This is a genomic window from Serratia sp. TSA_105.2, from assembly GCF_052692115.1.
Genome location: NZ_JBQZFT010000001.1, coordinates 195657 through 209158, shown reverse-complemented (window position 1 = coordinate 209158; position 13502 = coordinate 195657). Strand labels below are relative to the sequence as shown.

The 13502-nt window shown below is 59.9% G+C and carries 16 protein-coding genes and 1 other RNA gene; 12 read left to right on the top strand and 5 right to left on the bottom strand.

Features of this window, described 5'->3' with window-relative positions:
* Positions 1–231: 231 nt before the first annotated feature.
* The 6 genes from ACUTSC_RS00910 (at position 232) to ACUTSC_RS00885 (ending at position 3508) form a co-directional block, all read left to right on the top strand.
* Positions 232–603, top strand: a complete 372-nt coding sequence (locus ACUTSC_RS00910) for a DUF1090 family protein (RefSeq protein WP_197767526.1) — start codon at positions 232–234, stop codon at positions 601–603.
* Positions 604–767: 164 nt separating this feature from the next.
* A complete protein-coding gene (locus ACUTSC_RS00905; RefSeq protein WP_004937125.1) occupies positions 768–1073 on the top strand; it encodes a DUF883 family protein in 306 nt (101 codons plus the stop codon).
* 2 nt (positions 1074–1075) lie between these two features.
* Positions 1076–1477: a phage holin family protein gene (locus ACUTSC_RS00900; protein WP_015379160.1), complete on the top strand. Its 402-nt coding sequence runs from the start codon at positions 1076–1078 to the stop codon at positions 1475–1477.
* Positions 1474–1761, top strand: a complete 288-nt coding sequence (locus ACUTSC_RS00895; RefSeq protein WP_004937121.1) for a YqjK-like family protein — start codon at positions 1474–1476, stop codon at positions 1759–1761. The genes ACUTSC_RS00900 and ACUTSC_RS00895 overlap by 4 nt, the downstream gene beginning before the upstream one ends.
* 294 nt (positions 1762–2055) lie before the next feature.
* Positions 2056–2451, top strand: a complete 396-nt coding sequence (locus tag ACUTSC_RS00890; RefSeq protein WP_004937119.1) for a DoxX family protein — start codon at positions 2056–2058, stop codon at positions 2449–2451.
* 70 nt (positions 2452–2521) lie between these two features.
* The gene (locus ACUTSC_RS00885) at positions 2522–3508 is read left to right on the top strand and encodes a glutathione S-transferase C-terminal domain-containing protein (protein ID WP_197767527.1); all 987 of its coding nucleotides are present in this window, start codon (positions 2522–2524) and stop codon (positions 3506–3508) included.
* 51 nt (positions 3509–3559) lie between these two features.
* Here the strand turns inward: ACUTSC_RS00885 and ACUTSC_RS00880 are convergent, their stop codons facing one another.
* On the bottom strand, positions 3560–4456 hold the full coding sequence (locus ACUTSC_RS00880; RefSeq protein ID WP_004937113.1) for a LysR family transcriptional regulator: 897 nt from the start codon (positions 4454–4456) through the stop codon (positions 3560–3562).
* 107 nt (positions 4457–4563) lie between these two features.
* On the opposite strand from ACUTSC_RS00880, the gene ACUTSC_RS00875 reads away from it, so the two are divergent.
* Positions 4564–5265 carry a pirin family protein gene (locus ACUTSC_RS00875; protein WP_197767528.1) on the top strand — a complete coding sequence of 234 codons (702 nt, stop codon included), beginning with the start codon at positions 4564–4566 and terminating at the stop codon, positions 5263–5265.
* Positions 5266–5322: 57 nt separating this feature from the next.
* Here ACUTSC_RS00875 and rnpB read toward each other — a convergent pair.
* Positions 5323–5700, bottom strand: an RNA gene (gene rnpB / locus ACUTSC_RS00870) — RNase P RNA component class A.
* Positions 5701–5741: 41 nt separating this feature from the next.
* Positions 5742–6605, bottom strand: coding sequence for a 16S rRNA (cytidine(1402)-2'-O)-methyltransferase (gene rsmI, locus ACUTSC_RS00865; protein ID WP_445653032.1), 864 nt, complete (start codon positions 6603–6605; stop codon positions 5742–5744).
* 62 nt (positions 6606–6667) lie between these two features.
* On the opposite strand from rsmI, the gene ACUTSC_RS00860 reads away from it, so the two are divergent.
* The 5 genes from ACUTSC_RS00860 to ACUTSC_RS00840 all read left to right on the top strand — a co-directional run bounded on the left by ACUTSC_RS00860 (position 6668) and on the right by ACUTSC_RS00840 (position 11963).
* Positions 6668–8707 carry a penicillin-binding protein activator gene (locus ACUTSC_RS00860; protein ID WP_197767529.1) on the top strand — a complete coding sequence of 680 codons (2040 nt, stop codon included), beginning with the start codon at positions 6668–6670 and terminating at the stop codon, positions 8705–8707.
* Positions 8704–9057 (top strand): YraN family protein, encoded by a 354-nt coding sequence (locus ACUTSC_RS00855; RefSeq protein WP_197767530.1) that lies wholly within the window; start codon positions 8704–8706, stop codon positions 9055–9057. Before ACUTSC_RS00860 ends, ACUTSC_RS00855 begins: the two co-directional genes overlap by 4 nt.
* A 51-nt stretch (positions 9058–9108) precedes the next feature.
* Positions 9109–9699: a DnaA initiator-associating protein DiaA gene (diaA, locus tag ACUTSC_RS00850; protein WP_004937103.1), complete on the top strand. Its 591-nt coding sequence runs from the start codon at positions 9109–9111 to the stop codon at positions 9697–9699.
* 9 nt (positions 9700–9708) lie between these two features.
* Positions 9709–10284, top strand: a complete 576-nt coding sequence (gene dolP, locus ACUTSC_RS00845) for a division/outer membrane stress-associated lipid-binding lipoprotein (protein WP_004937101.1) — start codon at positions 9709–9711, stop codon at positions 10282–10284.
* Between the two features lie 116 nt (positions 10285–10400).
* Positions 10401–11963 carry a S10 family peptidase gene (locus ACUTSC_RS00840; protein ID WP_443002417.1) on the top strand — a complete coding sequence of 521 codons (1563 nt, stop codon included), beginning with the start codon at positions 10401–10403 and terminating at the stop codon, positions 11961–11963.
* A gap of 57 nt (positions 11964–12020) precedes the next feature.
* Here ACUTSC_RS00840 and mtgA read toward each other — a convergent pair whose 3' ends face one another.
* Both mtgA and elbB read right to left on the bottom strand, forming a co-directional pair.
* The gene (gene mtgA, locus ACUTSC_RS00835; RefSeq protein WP_149559065.1) at positions 12021–12752 is read right to left on the bottom strand and encodes a monofunctional biosynthetic peptidoglycan transglycosylase; all 732 of its coding nucleotides are present in this window, start codon (positions 12750–12752) and stop codon (positions 12021–12023) included.
* Positions 12749–13402 (bottom strand): isoprenoid biosynthesis glyoxalase ElbB, encoded by a 654-nt coding sequence (elbB, locus tag ACUTSC_RS00830; protein ID WP_197767532.1) that lies wholly within the window; start codon positions 13400–13402, stop codon positions 12749–12751. Before elbB ends, mtgA begins: the two co-directional genes overlap by 4 nt.
* Between the last annotated feature and the right edge of the window lie 100 nt (positions 13403–13502).

The following is a 13502-nucleotide window of genomic DNA, read 5'->3' as shown; positions in this document are numbered from 1 at the left end:
TATGAAGGGGTTTCCTTTCATTGCATTATTTTCATTTTCATTCGCACCAATTAGCTCAAGAATTAATCAGTCGGCACTGAGTCACGGCTGATTCTTTGGGGGCCCGCCGGTTTCATGACTATGCTGAAGGGTAACTTCAGCCGGCGACGAACGCCCTCCTCTCGCGCTGCCGCCTTCGGCAGTCAGGAAAGCGGATGCCTGTTCAGGCATCCCATGAAAAGGAACTGAAAGATGAAATTACGCCACTCACTGTTACTGCTGTTGCCACTCTGCACGCTGCCGGCGCTCGCTGCGGCCGCCGAGGGCGGTTGCGCCGCCAAAGCGCAAGATATCCAGCAGCAAATCGACTATGCCACCCAACACGGCAACACCCACCGCGTGGACGGGCTGAAAAAAGCGCTGAGCGAAGTGCAGACTCACTGCACCGAAGCCGGCCTGCAGGCCGAACGTGAGAAAAATATCGCGGAGAAACAGCGCAAGGTCGATGAGCGCCGGCGGGAGCTGAAAGAAGCGCAGCAAACCGGCAAGCTGGACAAGGTCGCCAAGAAGCAACAAAAGCTGGCGGAAGCGCAGGCTGAGCTGAAACACGCCCAGGCGGAATAATTTTTTTACACCAGCGGATTTATCGATGAGAGCCCCATCACACGGGATTTCTTAAGTATATGGGATTGATGTCTGGTGTTATCTGCTGGCCATCACCCCTTTGCTCCGGCGAAAAAATCCGCTATGTTAAAAGTCTGTCGAAATAAACGTTAAGGAATAATCACATGGCACATGATTCAAATGCAGAAAACTTACGCGCTGAACTGAAGTCCTTAGCCGATACGCTGGAAGAAGTGCTGAACTCCTCCACCGATAAGCCGAAAGCCGAGCTGGAGAAGCTGCGTTCGAAAGCGGAAGGCGCGCTGAAAGAGACCCGCGCTCGCCTGAGCGACGCCGGTGACAAGCTGGCTTCGCAAACCAAACAGATCGCCGGCCAGGCCGACGACTACGTGCGCGACAACCCGTGGACCGGCATCGGTATTGGCGCGGCAGTTGGCGTCGTGCTCGGCGTGCTGCTCGCGCGTCGCTAATCATGGCTGAACAACCGCAAGTGCGCGCGCAGGGCCCCGCCAAAGGGGTCCTGGATATCGGTCAGCGCATCATCACGATCCTGGTCGGCATGGTGGAAACCCGTGTCCGGCTGGCGGTGGTCGAGTTGGAAGAGGAGAAAGCCAACCTCATTCAGCTGCTGATCATGGCCGGTATGACGCTGCTGTTCACCGCCTTCGGTTTGATGAGCCTGTTGATCCTGATCTTCTGGGCCATCGATCCGGTCTACCGGCTGGTGGCGCTGGGCGCCACGACCGGCGTGCTGCTGTTCCTGGCCGTGGTCGGCACCATCTGGACGCTGGTCAAGGCCCGTCGCACCACGCTGCTGGGCGCCACGCGCAAGCAGTTGGAACTCGACCGCGCCGAACTGGAGCGCGAGCCATGAGCCGCCGCCGCTACCTGGAATGGAAAAAAGAGAGGCTGATTCGCCAGATCCAGCAGCAACGTCTGGATCTGGCCGAACACAAGTCTCTGTGGCTGGAAAAGACCGAACGCATTGACCGCGGCTGGCAAACGGTGTTTGGCCTGCGCCGCTATCTGGTGCTCGGTTCCAGCGTCATGGCGCTGTACGGCATCCGCCACCCCAGCAAGATGATCCGCTGGTCGCGCCGCGCTTTCGGTGCCTGGAGCGCTATCCGTCTGTTTAAAAAGACCTTCTCCGCCAAGTAAGCGCCGCGCTTTTCCTTCAAACATCCTGTTGCTCCGCCCTCGTTTTCCCCCTAAAACAGCGCTGCTTATCCCGAGGGCCGGGCAACCTGCTGACCAGCGTCAGTTTATTAGCACGCTAAAGATTCAGATTTTTTGAAAAATTACGACAGTTTTACTTGCTAACAACCTGAGCACTTCCCGCTTAACATTCACTCCATCAATTTGAGACGGAGCGGACAGGGTAAGAGACCCGCTACGCCGCCCGTTGATATGACTACCGCCGAACAGGCGCACAAAAACACTTTGGAGTAGATGATGAAAAAATTAGAAGATACAGGTTTGTTGGTTGCTCGTATTCTGATGCCAATCCTGTTTATCGTGGCAGGCTACGGCAAAATGGGTGACGCTTATGCCGGTACCCAACAGTATATGCAATCGATGGGCGTGCCTGGCTTCTTGCTGCCGCTGACCATCCTGCTGGAATTTGGCGGCGGTCTGGCGATCCTGTTCGGTTTCCTGACCCGCACCGTAGCGCTGTTCACTGCCGGTTTCACCATCCTGACCGCGCTGCTGTTCCACACTGACTTTGCGGAAGGCGTAAACCAGTTGATGTTCATGAAAAACCTGACCATCGCCGGCGGCTTCATCGTGTTGGCGGTTGCAGGCCCGGGCGGCTTCAGCATCGACCGCCTTCTGAACAAGAAATGGTAATCTAAACTGTCATTCAGGGCCCGGCATGCCGGGCCCTGTCGTTTTTCACTCGGACACCAAGGAGATTCCCATGGGACAACTCGTCGATGGCGTTTGGCAAGACATCTGGTATGACACGAAATCTACCGGCGGCCGTTTCAAACGTTCAACCGCTCAGTTTCGCAATTGGGTGACCGCCGACGGTCAGCCGGGCGAACACGGCGCGGGCGGCTTCCAGGCTGAAGCGGGCCGTTATCACCTGTACGTTTCTCTCGCCTGCCCCTGGGCGCACCGCACGCTGCTGATGCGCAAACTGAAAGGGCTGGAGCAGATCATTCCGGTCTCGGTGGTGCACCCGCTGATGCTGGAAAACGGCTGGACCTTCGGCCAGGATTTTCCTGAAACCACCGGCGATCCGCTGTATCACGCCGACTTCTTGTACCAGATCTACCTGCGTGCCGATCCGCACTACAGCGGGCGCGTGACCGTACCGGTACTGTGGGACAAACAGCGGCAAACCATCGTCAGCAACGAATCCGCCGACATCATCCGCATGTTCAACAGCGCGTTTGACGGCGTGGGCGCCCGCGCGGGCGATTACTACCCGGCCGAGCTGCGCGGCAAAATCGATGAGCTGAACGGCTGGATTTACGATCAAGTGAACAACGGCGTGTACAAGGCCGGTTTCGCCACCAGCCAGGAAGCGTATGACGACGCGGTCAACGGGGTCTTCAACGCGCTGGAACGCCTGGAGCAGATCCTGGGGCAGCACCGCTACCTGACCGGCGATCGGCTGACCGAAGCCGACCTGCGTCTGTGGACCACGCTGGTGCGCTTCGATCCGGTGTACGTCACCCACTTCAAGTGCGATAAACACCGCATCAGCGACTACCTGAACCTGTACGGTTTCCTGCGCGACATCTACCAGATGCCGGGCATCACCGAAACGGTCAGCCTGCCGCACATTCGCAACCACTACTACCGCAGCCACGCCACCATCAACCCGCACGGCATCATTTCCATCGGGCCGGCGCAGGATCTGGACGAGCCGCACGGCCGCGACCAGCGCTTCGCCTAAGGCAAAAAAAATCCCCTTGCCGCCCGGCAAGGGGATGTCATCCAAGCGATGTTAGCGCTGCGCGAACAGGCGCGGAATTTCGCGCAGGAACCAGGCTTTCGCCTCCCCCATGCTGTCGCGCCGCCAGGCCATGATGATATCGGCTTCGCGGCTGTATTCCGGCCCCACCACGCGCAGCCGCCCGGCTTCGATATCTTTCTCCACCATCGGATACGGCATGGTCGCCACCCCTAACCCGGCCAGCAGCGCCAGACGCTTGTCTTCGATGGTGCTCACCGTCAGACGCTGCTGCTTATCCAGCAGCTGCACGGTCAACACCGGACGCTCGCGGGCGGTATCCGCCACCGCGATGCCGCGGTATTTCACGCGGGTCACCTCGGACAGCGGCTCCGGCTCCTGGTGGATAGGATGATCCGGCGCGGCGACGTAAACGCTCATCACCTTGTACAGTTTGCGGGTGTTGATCTCCGACGACGCGCGAAAATGCATGTCCGGCGCGATCACGATGTCGGCGCGCCCCTGCTCCAGCCGCTCCCAGGCGCCCGCCAGCACCTCGGTGAAAATCGACACCTGGGTGTTGGCCTTCAGCGCCAGCTTGTCCACCAGCGGGAACAGCAGGCTCGGCGGCGACAGCGCTTCGCTGACGATGGTCAGGTGAGTTTCCCAACCGCGCGCCAGCGCCTCGGCGTCGGTGGTCAGCTTGTCGGCCGCTTCCAGCAGCACCCGCCCGCGTTCCAGCAACATGCGCCCCACATTGGTGAACTTGGTGCGGTGGCCCGAACGGTCGAACAGCACCACGTCCAATTCTTCTTCCAATTTTTGCATGGTGTAGCTGAGCGCCGACGGCACCCGGCCCAATTCGTCGGCGGCCGCGGCGAAGCTGCCGCGCCGGTCGATCGCGTCCATCACTCTCAGCGCCTCAAGCGTGAGCGCCCGATCTCTGGCCATCACATCCCTCTGTCAGGAAATTTGAATATGCCGACCAGATTAACTGGCTAACAATCCGACGTCCAGATGCTTACCATTTGGATAATGAATTTAGAGAGCCGATTGCCATGATTACATGCAGAACAGCACAACAATGCGGGCAAGCTGACTTTGGTTGGCTGCAGGCTCGCTACACCTTTTCCTTTGGTCACTACTTCGATCCCAAACTGATGGGCTACGCGTCGCTGCGGGTGCTGAATCAGGAGGTGCTGGCGCCGGGCGCGTCATTCCAGCCGCGCACCTATCCCAGCGTGGATATCCTGAACCTGATCCTGCAGGGCGAGGCGGAATACCGCGACAGCGACGGCAACGCCGCGCGCGCCAAAGCCGGCGAAGCGCTGCTGCTGGCCACCCAGCCGGGCCTGAGCTACAGCGAACAAAACGTCAGCAGCGATACGCCGCTGACCCGCCTGCAGCTGTGGCTGGACGCCTGCCCGGAACGTAACAACGAGCGGGTGCAGCGCCTGACGCTGCCGGCGGCAGGCAACCTGCTGCTGGCCTCGCCGGACGGCGCGCAGGGCAGCCTGCAGCTGCGCCAGCAGGTTTGGATCCACCATCTCGATCTGCAGCCGGGCGAAGAACAAACGCTGACGATTAACGGGCCACGCGCCTATTTGCAGTCGATTCACGGCACCATCACCGCCACCGGCGAGCGTCACGAAGCGCAGCGCCTGACCTGCGGCGACGGCGCCTTCGTGCGCGAGGAGAATCGCCTGACGATCCGCGCCGAGACGCCGCTGCGCGCACTACTGATTGACCTGCCGGTGTAAACCGGCCGGTAAACGAAAAACCCCGCGCAACTGACGTTGCGCGGGGTTTTCTTTTGTCGAGGGAGTTGACCGGTAAGCCGGGTTCTGTCGTGGACAGTCATTCCTCTAGGCCAGCAATCGCTCACTGGCTCAAGCAGCCTACCCGGGTTCAGTACGGGCCGTACCATGTGAACCCCTATTTGGCCTTGCTCCGGGTGGAGTTTACCGTGCCACGAACTGTTGCCAGCCGCGCGGTGCGCTCTTACCGCACCCTTTCACCCTTACCTGATCCCGCTTGCGCGGGCCATCGGCGGTTTGCTCTCTGTTGCACTAGTCGTAGGCTTGCGCCTCCCAGGCGTTACCTGGCACCCTGCCCTATGGAGCCCGGACTTTCCTCCCCTCCATCTGTCTCCCCGAAGAGGACGGCAATGAAGCGGCGACTGTCTGGTCAACTCCGGCGCGGATAGTAGCGTCGCGGCAGCGGCAGGTCAACCGCTTTACGGCTGTTGTTGCTCCAGCGCGTGCTTATACAGCGCATTTTTCTTCACGCCGTGGATTTCGGCCGCCAGCGCTGCCGCCTTTTTCAGCGGCAGCTCTTTTTGCAGCAGCGCCAGCGTGCGCTGCGCCTCGAGCGGCAGCGCATCCTCCTGCGCCTTGTGGCCTTCGACGATCAGCACCATCTCGCCGCGGCGGCGCACTTCATCTTCCTGCACCCACGCCAGCAGTTCGCCCACCGGCGCGCCGTGGATAGATTCCCAGGTTTTGGTCAGCTCGCGCGCCAGCACCACATAGCGCTGCGGGCCCCAGACGGTGACCATGTCCTGCAGGCTTTCCAGCAGGCGGTGAGTGGATTCGTAGAAAATCAGCGTGCGCGGTTCCTCCGCCAGCGCCATCAGCGTATCCTTGCGCCCCTTGGTTTTCGCCGGCAGGAAGCCTTCATAGCAGAAGCGGTCGGAAGCGACGCCCGCGGCGCACAGCGCGGTAGTGGCGGCGCAGGCGCCCGGCAACGGCACCACGCGAATGCCGGCCTCGCGGCAGCGGCGCACCAGGTGATAACCGGGATCGTTGATCAGCGGCGTGCCGGCGTCGGACACCAGCGCGATGCTCTGGCCTTCCTGCAGTTTCGCCAACAATTGATCGGCCTTTTGCTGTTCGTTGTGATCGTGCAGCGCGAAAAGACGCGCGTTGATCGCGAAGTGTTGCAGCAGCAATCCGGTATGGCGCGTGTCTTCCGCCGCGATCAGATCAACGCTTTTCAGTACCTCTAACGCACGGTGGGTGATATCGCCCAGATTGCCGATGGGGGTGGGCACCACATACAGCGTTGATGCAGAAATGACTGATTGTTGGTGTTGATTCATTGTTTCATCCGGGTTGCCGATTTAATATTGAGCATCTTGAAAAAAACATCACTGGATACAGTATGCTTTCCTCAACATTCGTTCGTACCAAAGCAGGGCGTTCCAAGCCTGTCCGACTTACCGCAGTCATCGCGGCCGCCCTTTTCCTGGCAGGCTGTCCAAGTCGGGCCCCGCAAACGCCGCCCGCCAATATACAGGACGAAGCGAGCGCCAGCTCCGATTACTACCTGCAGCAGTTGCAGCAAAGCAGCGATGATAACAAGGCTGACTGGCAATTACTTGCTATTCGCGCCTTGCTGCGTGAAGGAAAACTGCCGCAGGCCGGCGACCAGTTGAGTCAACTGCCGAAAAATCTCAGCGGCGCGCAGCAGACTGAACGCCAGTTGCTGACTGCCGAACTGCAGATCGCCAACAAAAGCTACGTCAGCGCCCGCAGCACGCTGGGCCACCTGGACAGCGGTTCGCTGTCGCCGAACCAGAAGGTGCGCTACTACCAGGCGCAAATCGCCGCCAATCAGGGCAAAGCGTCGCTGCCCTTGATCCGCGCCTATATCGCTCAGGAGCCGTTGCTGACCGGCAAACCGCACCAGGACAACCTGGATCAGACCTGGCAGGCGCTGCTGCAGCTGACGCCGCAGGAGATGAACAGCCTGGTGATCAACGCTGACGAGAACGTGCTGCAAGGCTGGCTGGATCTGCTGCGCGTCTATCAGGACAACAAGCAGGATCCCGATCTGCTGAAGGCCGGCATCAAAGACTGGCAGAACCGTTATCCGAAGAACCCGGCGGCCAAAACGCTGCCGGCTCGCCTGAACCAGGTGCTGAACTTCACCCAGGCCTCCACCTCGAAAATCGCCCTGCTGCTGCCGTTGAACGGCCAGGCGAAAGTGTTCGCCGACGCCATCCAGCAAGGCTTCGAAGCGGCGAAAAACGGCGGTTCCATGCCGGCGCCGCAGCCTCAAGCCGCGCAACCGGCCAACGCGCCGGCCCAAACGGCGCCGGCCGATCAGGCCGCCGCGGGCGACATCAACGCCAACGGCGCGGTCAGCCCTTCGGCGCAAGAGAGCCAGCCTGCCGTGACCGCCGCGCAACCCGCTGCGCCGTCCAGCGCGCCGATAACGCCGCTGCAGGCCGCCAACGCGCAGGTCAAAGTGTACGACACCACCAGCCAGCCGCTGGCCGCCTTGCTGAGCCAGGCGCAGCAGGATGGCGCCACCCTGGTGGTCGGGCCGCTGCTGAAAGAGAACGTCGATCAGCTGTCCGCCAGCACCACCACGCTGAACGTGCTGGCGCTCAACCAGCCGGAAACGCCGAAGGACAACCTGAACATCTGTTACTTCGCCCTGTCGCCGGAAGATGAAGCGCGCGACGCCGCCCGCCACATCTGGGAACAGCAGAAGCGTCAACCGCTGCTGCTGGTGCCGCGCGGCGCCTTCGGCGATCGCGTCGCCAAGGCCTTTAACCAGGAATGGCAGAAGCAAGGCGGGCAAACCGTGCTGCGTCAGGACATCGGCTCCGCTGGCGAGCTGCGCCAAATGGTGAACAGCGGCGGTATCCGCATGACCGGTACGCCGATGTCGAGCGCCCCGGCGCCGCAGAGCGTCACCATCGCCGGGTTGACCATTCCTGCGCCGCCGAGCGACGTGCCCGCCGCGACCGGCGGCAGCGTCGACGCGGTGTATATCGTCGCCACGCAGTCTCAGCTGACGCTGATCAAACCGATGATCGACATGGCCACCAGCTCGCGCGGTAAGCCGGCGATGTACGCCAGCTCGCGCAGCTACCAGGCCGGCGCCGGCCCAGACTTCCGTCTGGAAATGGAAGGCCTGCAGTTCAGCGATATCCCGCTGCTGGCGGGTTCAAATCCTCAACTGTTGCAGCAGGCCAGCGCGCGTTTCCGCAACGATTACTCGCTGGTGCGCCTGTATGCGATGGGGATGGATGCCTGGACATTGGCCAACCACTTTGCTGAAATGCGCCAGCTGCCGGGCTTCCAGGTTTCCGGCACCACCGGTACGCTGAGCGCGTCGCCGAACTGCGTGATCAACCGTAAGCTGCCTTGGCTGCAATACCGTCAGGGCACGGTCGTTCCGGTCTCTTGAACCCACGCGCCTCAGGGGCGGGCTATGAGTTACTGGCCCGCCGTCACCTGGAACACGCCGGGCTCACCTTCTGCGCCGCCAACGTCGCGGTGCGCGGCGGTGAGCTCGACCTCATCATGCGCGACGGCACTACCTGGGTATTCGTCGAAGTGCGCTACCGCCGCAACGACGCCTTCGGCGGCGCGGCCGCCAGCGTCACCTTTCGCAAACAACGGCGGTTGCTGCACGCCGCCGCCGTCTGGCTGGCGGGGCGCGGAGCCAGTTTTGACACATCATCTTGCCGTTTTGATGTTTTGGCCATTACCGGTAGCCAGTTAGAATGGATACCCAACGCCTTCAATGCGGATTAATCGGGGTTTTGCGGCGCAGACCGGCCCTTTGACTTAGTGGATTAATACAACGTGCTGGATAGAATTAAAGTCTGTTTTACCGAAAGCATCCAAACCCAGATCGCGGCGGCGGAAGCATTGCCGGACGCCATATCCCGCGCTGCGATGACGCTGGTTCAATCCTTACTCAACGGCAACAAAATCCTGTGCTGCGGCAACGGCACCTCGGCGGCCAACGCGCAGCACTTCGCCGCCAGCATGATCAACCGTTTTGAAACCGAGCGCCCCAGCCTGCCGGCCATCGCTCTCAACGCCGACAACGTGGTGCTGACGGCGATCAGCAACGATCGGCTGCACGACGAAGTGTATGCCAAGCAGGTGCGCGCGCTCGGGCACACCGGCGACGTGCTGCTGGCGATTTCCACCCGCGGCAACAGCCGTGATATTGTGAAAGCGGTCGAGGCGGCCGTCACGCGCGATATGACCATCGTCGCGCTCACCGGCTACGACGGCGGCGAGCTGGCCGGGCTGCTCGGCCAGCAGGATGTCGAAATCCGCATCCCGTCGCACCGCAGCTCGCGCATTCAGGAAATGCATATGCTGACCGTAAACTGCCTGTGCGACCTGATAGACAATACGTTATTCCCCCACCAGGACGATTAAGGAACTGAGATGAAGCTAAAAGCCACATTTGCAGTGCTGTCCAGCGCCCTGCTGTTGCAAGGCTGTATCGCCGGCGTCGTCGTCGGCAGTGCGGCCGTCGCGACCAAAACCGCCACCGACCCGCGCAGCGTCGGGACCCAGGTGGATGACGGTACGCTGGAAGCCAGGGTCGAAAGCGCCCTAAGCAAAGACCAGCAGTTGAAGAAAGACGCCCGGGTGGTCGCCACCGCCTATCAGGGCAAAGTGCTGTTGACCGGCCAGTCGCCTAACGCCGATCTCACCGCGCGCGCCAAGCAGATCGCCATGGGCGTGGAAGGCACGACCGAAGTGTATAACGAAATCCGTCAGGGCACGCCGGTCAGCCTGAGCACCGCGTCCTCCGACACCTGGATCACCACCAAGGTGCGTTCGCAGCTGCTCACCAGCGATACGGTGAAATCGTCCAACGTGAAAGTGACTACCGAAAATGGCGAAGTGTTCTTGCTGGGCCTGGTCACCCAACAGGAAGGGCAGTCTGCGGCGCAGATCGCCAGCCAGGTCAGCGGCGTGAAGCACGTCACCACGGCCTTTACCTATGTGAAATGATCCTTCAGGCAAGGGGCCTTCCCCTTGCCGCTTTTCTGTACGCTTCCCGCTGTTTTACCCTGGTTTAATGAGCCGCGTTTAAAGTAATCTCTCACTTCATTACGGATAAAATTCAAATGGACAGAATTTTAATCGGTTTTCTCACTGCCGTTTCTTTATTTACCGCCGGAGTTTCCGCCGCCAATCCCACACAGGATGCGCCCCGCACCGAACATGCCCCGGCCCCGATGGCCGATCAAACCGTTGCTACTGAAGGCGCGATCACGGTCGACCAGGTAAAAATCAATTATCAGGCGCAAACCGGGGTGCTGGAATTGAGTAAAGAGGATCCGGAAGATCCCGTGACCGGCATGTTCTATGTTGCGTATTTCAAAAAGAATGAGAATAAGAACGAGAGCAGGCCGATTACCTTTATCTACAACGGCGGGCCGGGCTCCGCATCGCTTTGGCTGCATATGGGGGCGCTGGGGCCTAAACGGGTTATCGCTACTCAGCCAGAGAAAACACAGCTGGCGCCTTACCAACTCACCGATAACCAATACAGCCTGCTCAACGCCAGCGATCTGGTGTTTATCGATGCCCCCGGAACGGGTTACAGCCGCTTTTCCAGCAGTGCCGCCAGCCAGCCGGAGAGAGCGCAGCAAAAATCACAGAGTGCCAGCAACGTTTATGGCGTCAACGGCGATGCTCAGGCTTTCTCTCAATTTATCGTTCAGTTTTTAACGCATTACCAACGCTGGAACTCACCTAAATATTTATTGGGTGAAAGCTACGGCACTACCCGCTCGGTGGTATTGGCCGAGACGCTAAAAAATCAGAATATCGATCTCAACGGTATTATCCTGATGTCGCAGTTTCTGAACTACGACAATAACGTCGACGATCCCAATCAAAACCCCGGCGTCGATCAACCTTACTATCTGGCACTACCCACCTACGCAGCCAGCGCATGGTACCACCAGCGGCTGCCGGGCAAACACCCGAGCCTGAAAACCCTGTTAGACCAGGCCGAGCAGTTTGCACTGGGGACTTATGCCCAAGCCTTGCTGCAAGGTGCCAATCTGCCTGAAAAAGATCGCCAAACGCTCGCCGAGCAGCTTTACCAATTTACCGGCATTCCGGCCGATTATTGGCTAAAGGCCAATTTGCGCCTGAGTGGACCGGTATTCGCCAAGCAACTGTTGCGCAGTCAGGACGAGACCATTGGCAGAATCGATACCCGCTATCGTGGGCCGTCGCTGGATAATATCGCTGAAACATCCAACTACGATCCCAACGTCAGTGCCATTACTTCCGCCTACGTCGCGCAATTCCACGATTATCTTGGCAAAACGCTGCATTTTAGCGCCGACCAAAACTATCGCGCATTTTCCGATGAGGTCTATGACTGGAACATGTCCAGCAACAGCCGGGACAGATCATTTAACGTGTTGCCGAACCTGTCGCGGGTGATGAAAATGACCCCGACAATGAGAGTGATGGTGATTGGTGGGGTTTACGATCTGGCCACCCCTTACTTCGTCGCCAAATATGAGATGAGCCATCTGCCCGTGTCGCCCAAATTACGCGACAATATCCGTTTCTATTGGTATGACACCGGGCACATGCCGTACTTGGATGAACTATCGCTTAAAAAGATGCACGCGGATTTAACTGCATTTATCAGCGATAAGCCCTGATGCGGCATTAGCCACCGAAGAGAGAGATACCTTGCCCGAAAGCAGGGTATCTCATGGTTAATCCAACTTGTTCTCTTTCAGGAAACCTTCCCCGCCCAGTTGCCGCATCTGGCGCATGATCCACTGTTGACGCTGCACCACATAGCCGGACGGTGCATCGGCCCTGAAACGGTGCGGATTCGGCAATACCGCCGCCAGCAGCGCCGCTTCGGCCGCGCTCAGCCGTTTGGCCGGCTTATGGAAAAAGCGCTGTGAAGCCTCCTCCACGCCGAACACCCCGTCGCCGAACTCGACGATGTTCAGATACACCGTCAGAATGCGCCGTTTGGTCCACACCAGCTCGATGCCCGACGTCAATCCGGCCTCCAACCCTTTGCGCAGCCAGCTGCGGCCATCCCACAGAAACAGGTTTTTGGCGGTTTGCTGCGACAGCGTGGACGCGCCGCGGATGCGCGTCGGGCGCTTCTCGTTGTGGCTGAGCGCCTTTTCAATGGCCGCCACGTCGAAGCCCCAATGGTCTGGAAACTTCTGATCCTCCGCCGCCATCACCGCCAGCGCCATCTGCGGCGAGATGTCGTCCATCGACACCCAGTCCGAATGGGCGACGTAGCCGAAGTCGCCGCTCAGCCAGGCGCTGACTTGTCTCTCCACCATCACGGCGGAAAACGGCACCGGCAGGAAGGCGAAGGCCACAATGCCCAACACCCACAGGCCGAGAATCGCGATGACCCCGCGCTTCAGCCAATACCACGGGCGCAGCCGCCGCCATCCGCCGAGCGATTTTCTCATTCAGCCAGTTCCAGCACCCGCGCCACCAGCTTATCGATGCCGAGGGCCGCCTGCGCGATCGACGGCGCCAGCATATAGGCCGGCGTGGTCACGACTTTGTGTTCGCTGTCCACCACGATATCGTCCACCGGGCAAATCACCGGCTCGCCGCCCATGGCGTCAATCACTTCTCCCAGGTCCGGATCGTTGCCAATGGTCAGCCGCGCTTGTTGATCCAGCAGTTTCGGCAACAGCGCCGGCGCGATGCACATCAGGCCAATTGGTTTGTTGGCCTTATGCATCTCGCGCGTCAGACGCGCCAAATCTTCATCAACCCAACATTCCGCGCCGGCTTCGGCGAAATTGCTGAGGTTCTTGGCGGCGCCAAAGCCGCCGGGCACGATCAGCGCATCCAGCTGCGCGGCCTCCGCCAGCGCCAGCGGCTGCACCGCGCCGCGGGCAATGCGCGCCGATTCAATCAGGACATTGCGCGACTCCGCCATCTCCTCACCAGATAAATGATTAATAACATGGCGTTGTGGTTTATCAGGCGCAAAGCACACCGCCTGCGCGCCGGCACGGTCCAACGCCAGCAGCGTCAGCACCGCTTCATGGATCTCCGTACCGTCATAAACGCCACTGCCGCTGAGGACGACACCCACCTTTTTCATCACTCTTACTCCTCTCGCCGCTGTCAACTGGTTCGTGCTCGGAGTTGACAAACACTAATCTACATCACACATTTTAATGAATCTTCTAACAAGAGCGCTT

Coding starts and splice junctions, on each gene's coding strand:
- ACUTSC_RS00910 (WP_197767526.1), top strand. CDS start 232: ATGAAATTACGCCACTCACTGTTACTGCTGTTGCCACTCTGCACGCTG.
- ACUTSC_RS00875 (WP_197767528.1), top strand. CDS start 4,564: ATGATTACATGCAGAACAGCACAACAATGCGGGCAAGCTGACTTTGGT.
- ACUTSC_RS00905 (WP_004937125.1), top strand. CDS start 768: ATGGCACATGATTCAAATGCAGAAAACTTACGCGCTGAACTGAAGTCC.
- ACUTSC_RS00880 (WP_004937113.1), bottom strand. CDS start 4,456: ATGGCCAGAGATCGGGCGCTCACGCTTGAGGCGCTGAGAGTGATGGAC.
- ACUTSC_RS00885 (WP_197767527.1), top strand. CDS start 2,522: ATGGGACAACTCGTCGATGGCGTTTGGCAAGACATCTGGTATGACACG.
- ACUTSC_RS00900 (WP_015379160.1), top strand. CDS start 1,076: ATGGCTGAACAACCGCAAGTGCGCGCGCAGGGCCCCGCCAAAGGGGTC.
- ACUTSC_RS00890 (WP_004937119.1), top strand. CDS start 2,056: ATGAAAAAATTAGAAGATACAGGTTTGTTGGTTGCTCGTATTCTGATG.
- mtgA (WP_149559065.1), bottom strand. CDS start 12,752: ATGAGAAAATCGCTCGGCGGATGGCGGCGGCTGCGCCCGTGGTATTGG.
- ACUTSC_RS00840 (WP_443002417.1), top strand. CDS start 10,401: ATGGACAGAATTTTAATCGGTTTTCTCACTGCCGTTTCTTTATTTACC.
- ACUTSC_RS00860 (WP_197767529.1), top strand. CDS start 6,668: ATGCTTTCCTCAACATTCGTTCGTACCAAAGCAGGGCGTTCCAAGCCT.
- ACUTSC_RS00895 (WP_004937121.1), top strand. CDS start 1,474: ATGAGCCGCCGCCGCTACCTGGAATGGAAAAAAGAGAGGCTGATTCGC.
- dolP (WP_004937101.1), top strand. CDS start 9,709: ATGAAGCTAAAAGCCACATTTGCAGTGCTGTCCAGCGCCCTGCTGTTG.
- rsmI (WP_445653032.1), bottom strand. CDS start 6,605: ATGAATCAACACCAACAATCAGTCATTTCTGCATCAACGCTGTATGTG.
- elbB (WP_197767532.1), bottom strand. CDS start 13,402: ATGAAAAAGGTGGGTGTCGTCCTCAGCGGCAGTGGCGTTTATGACGGT.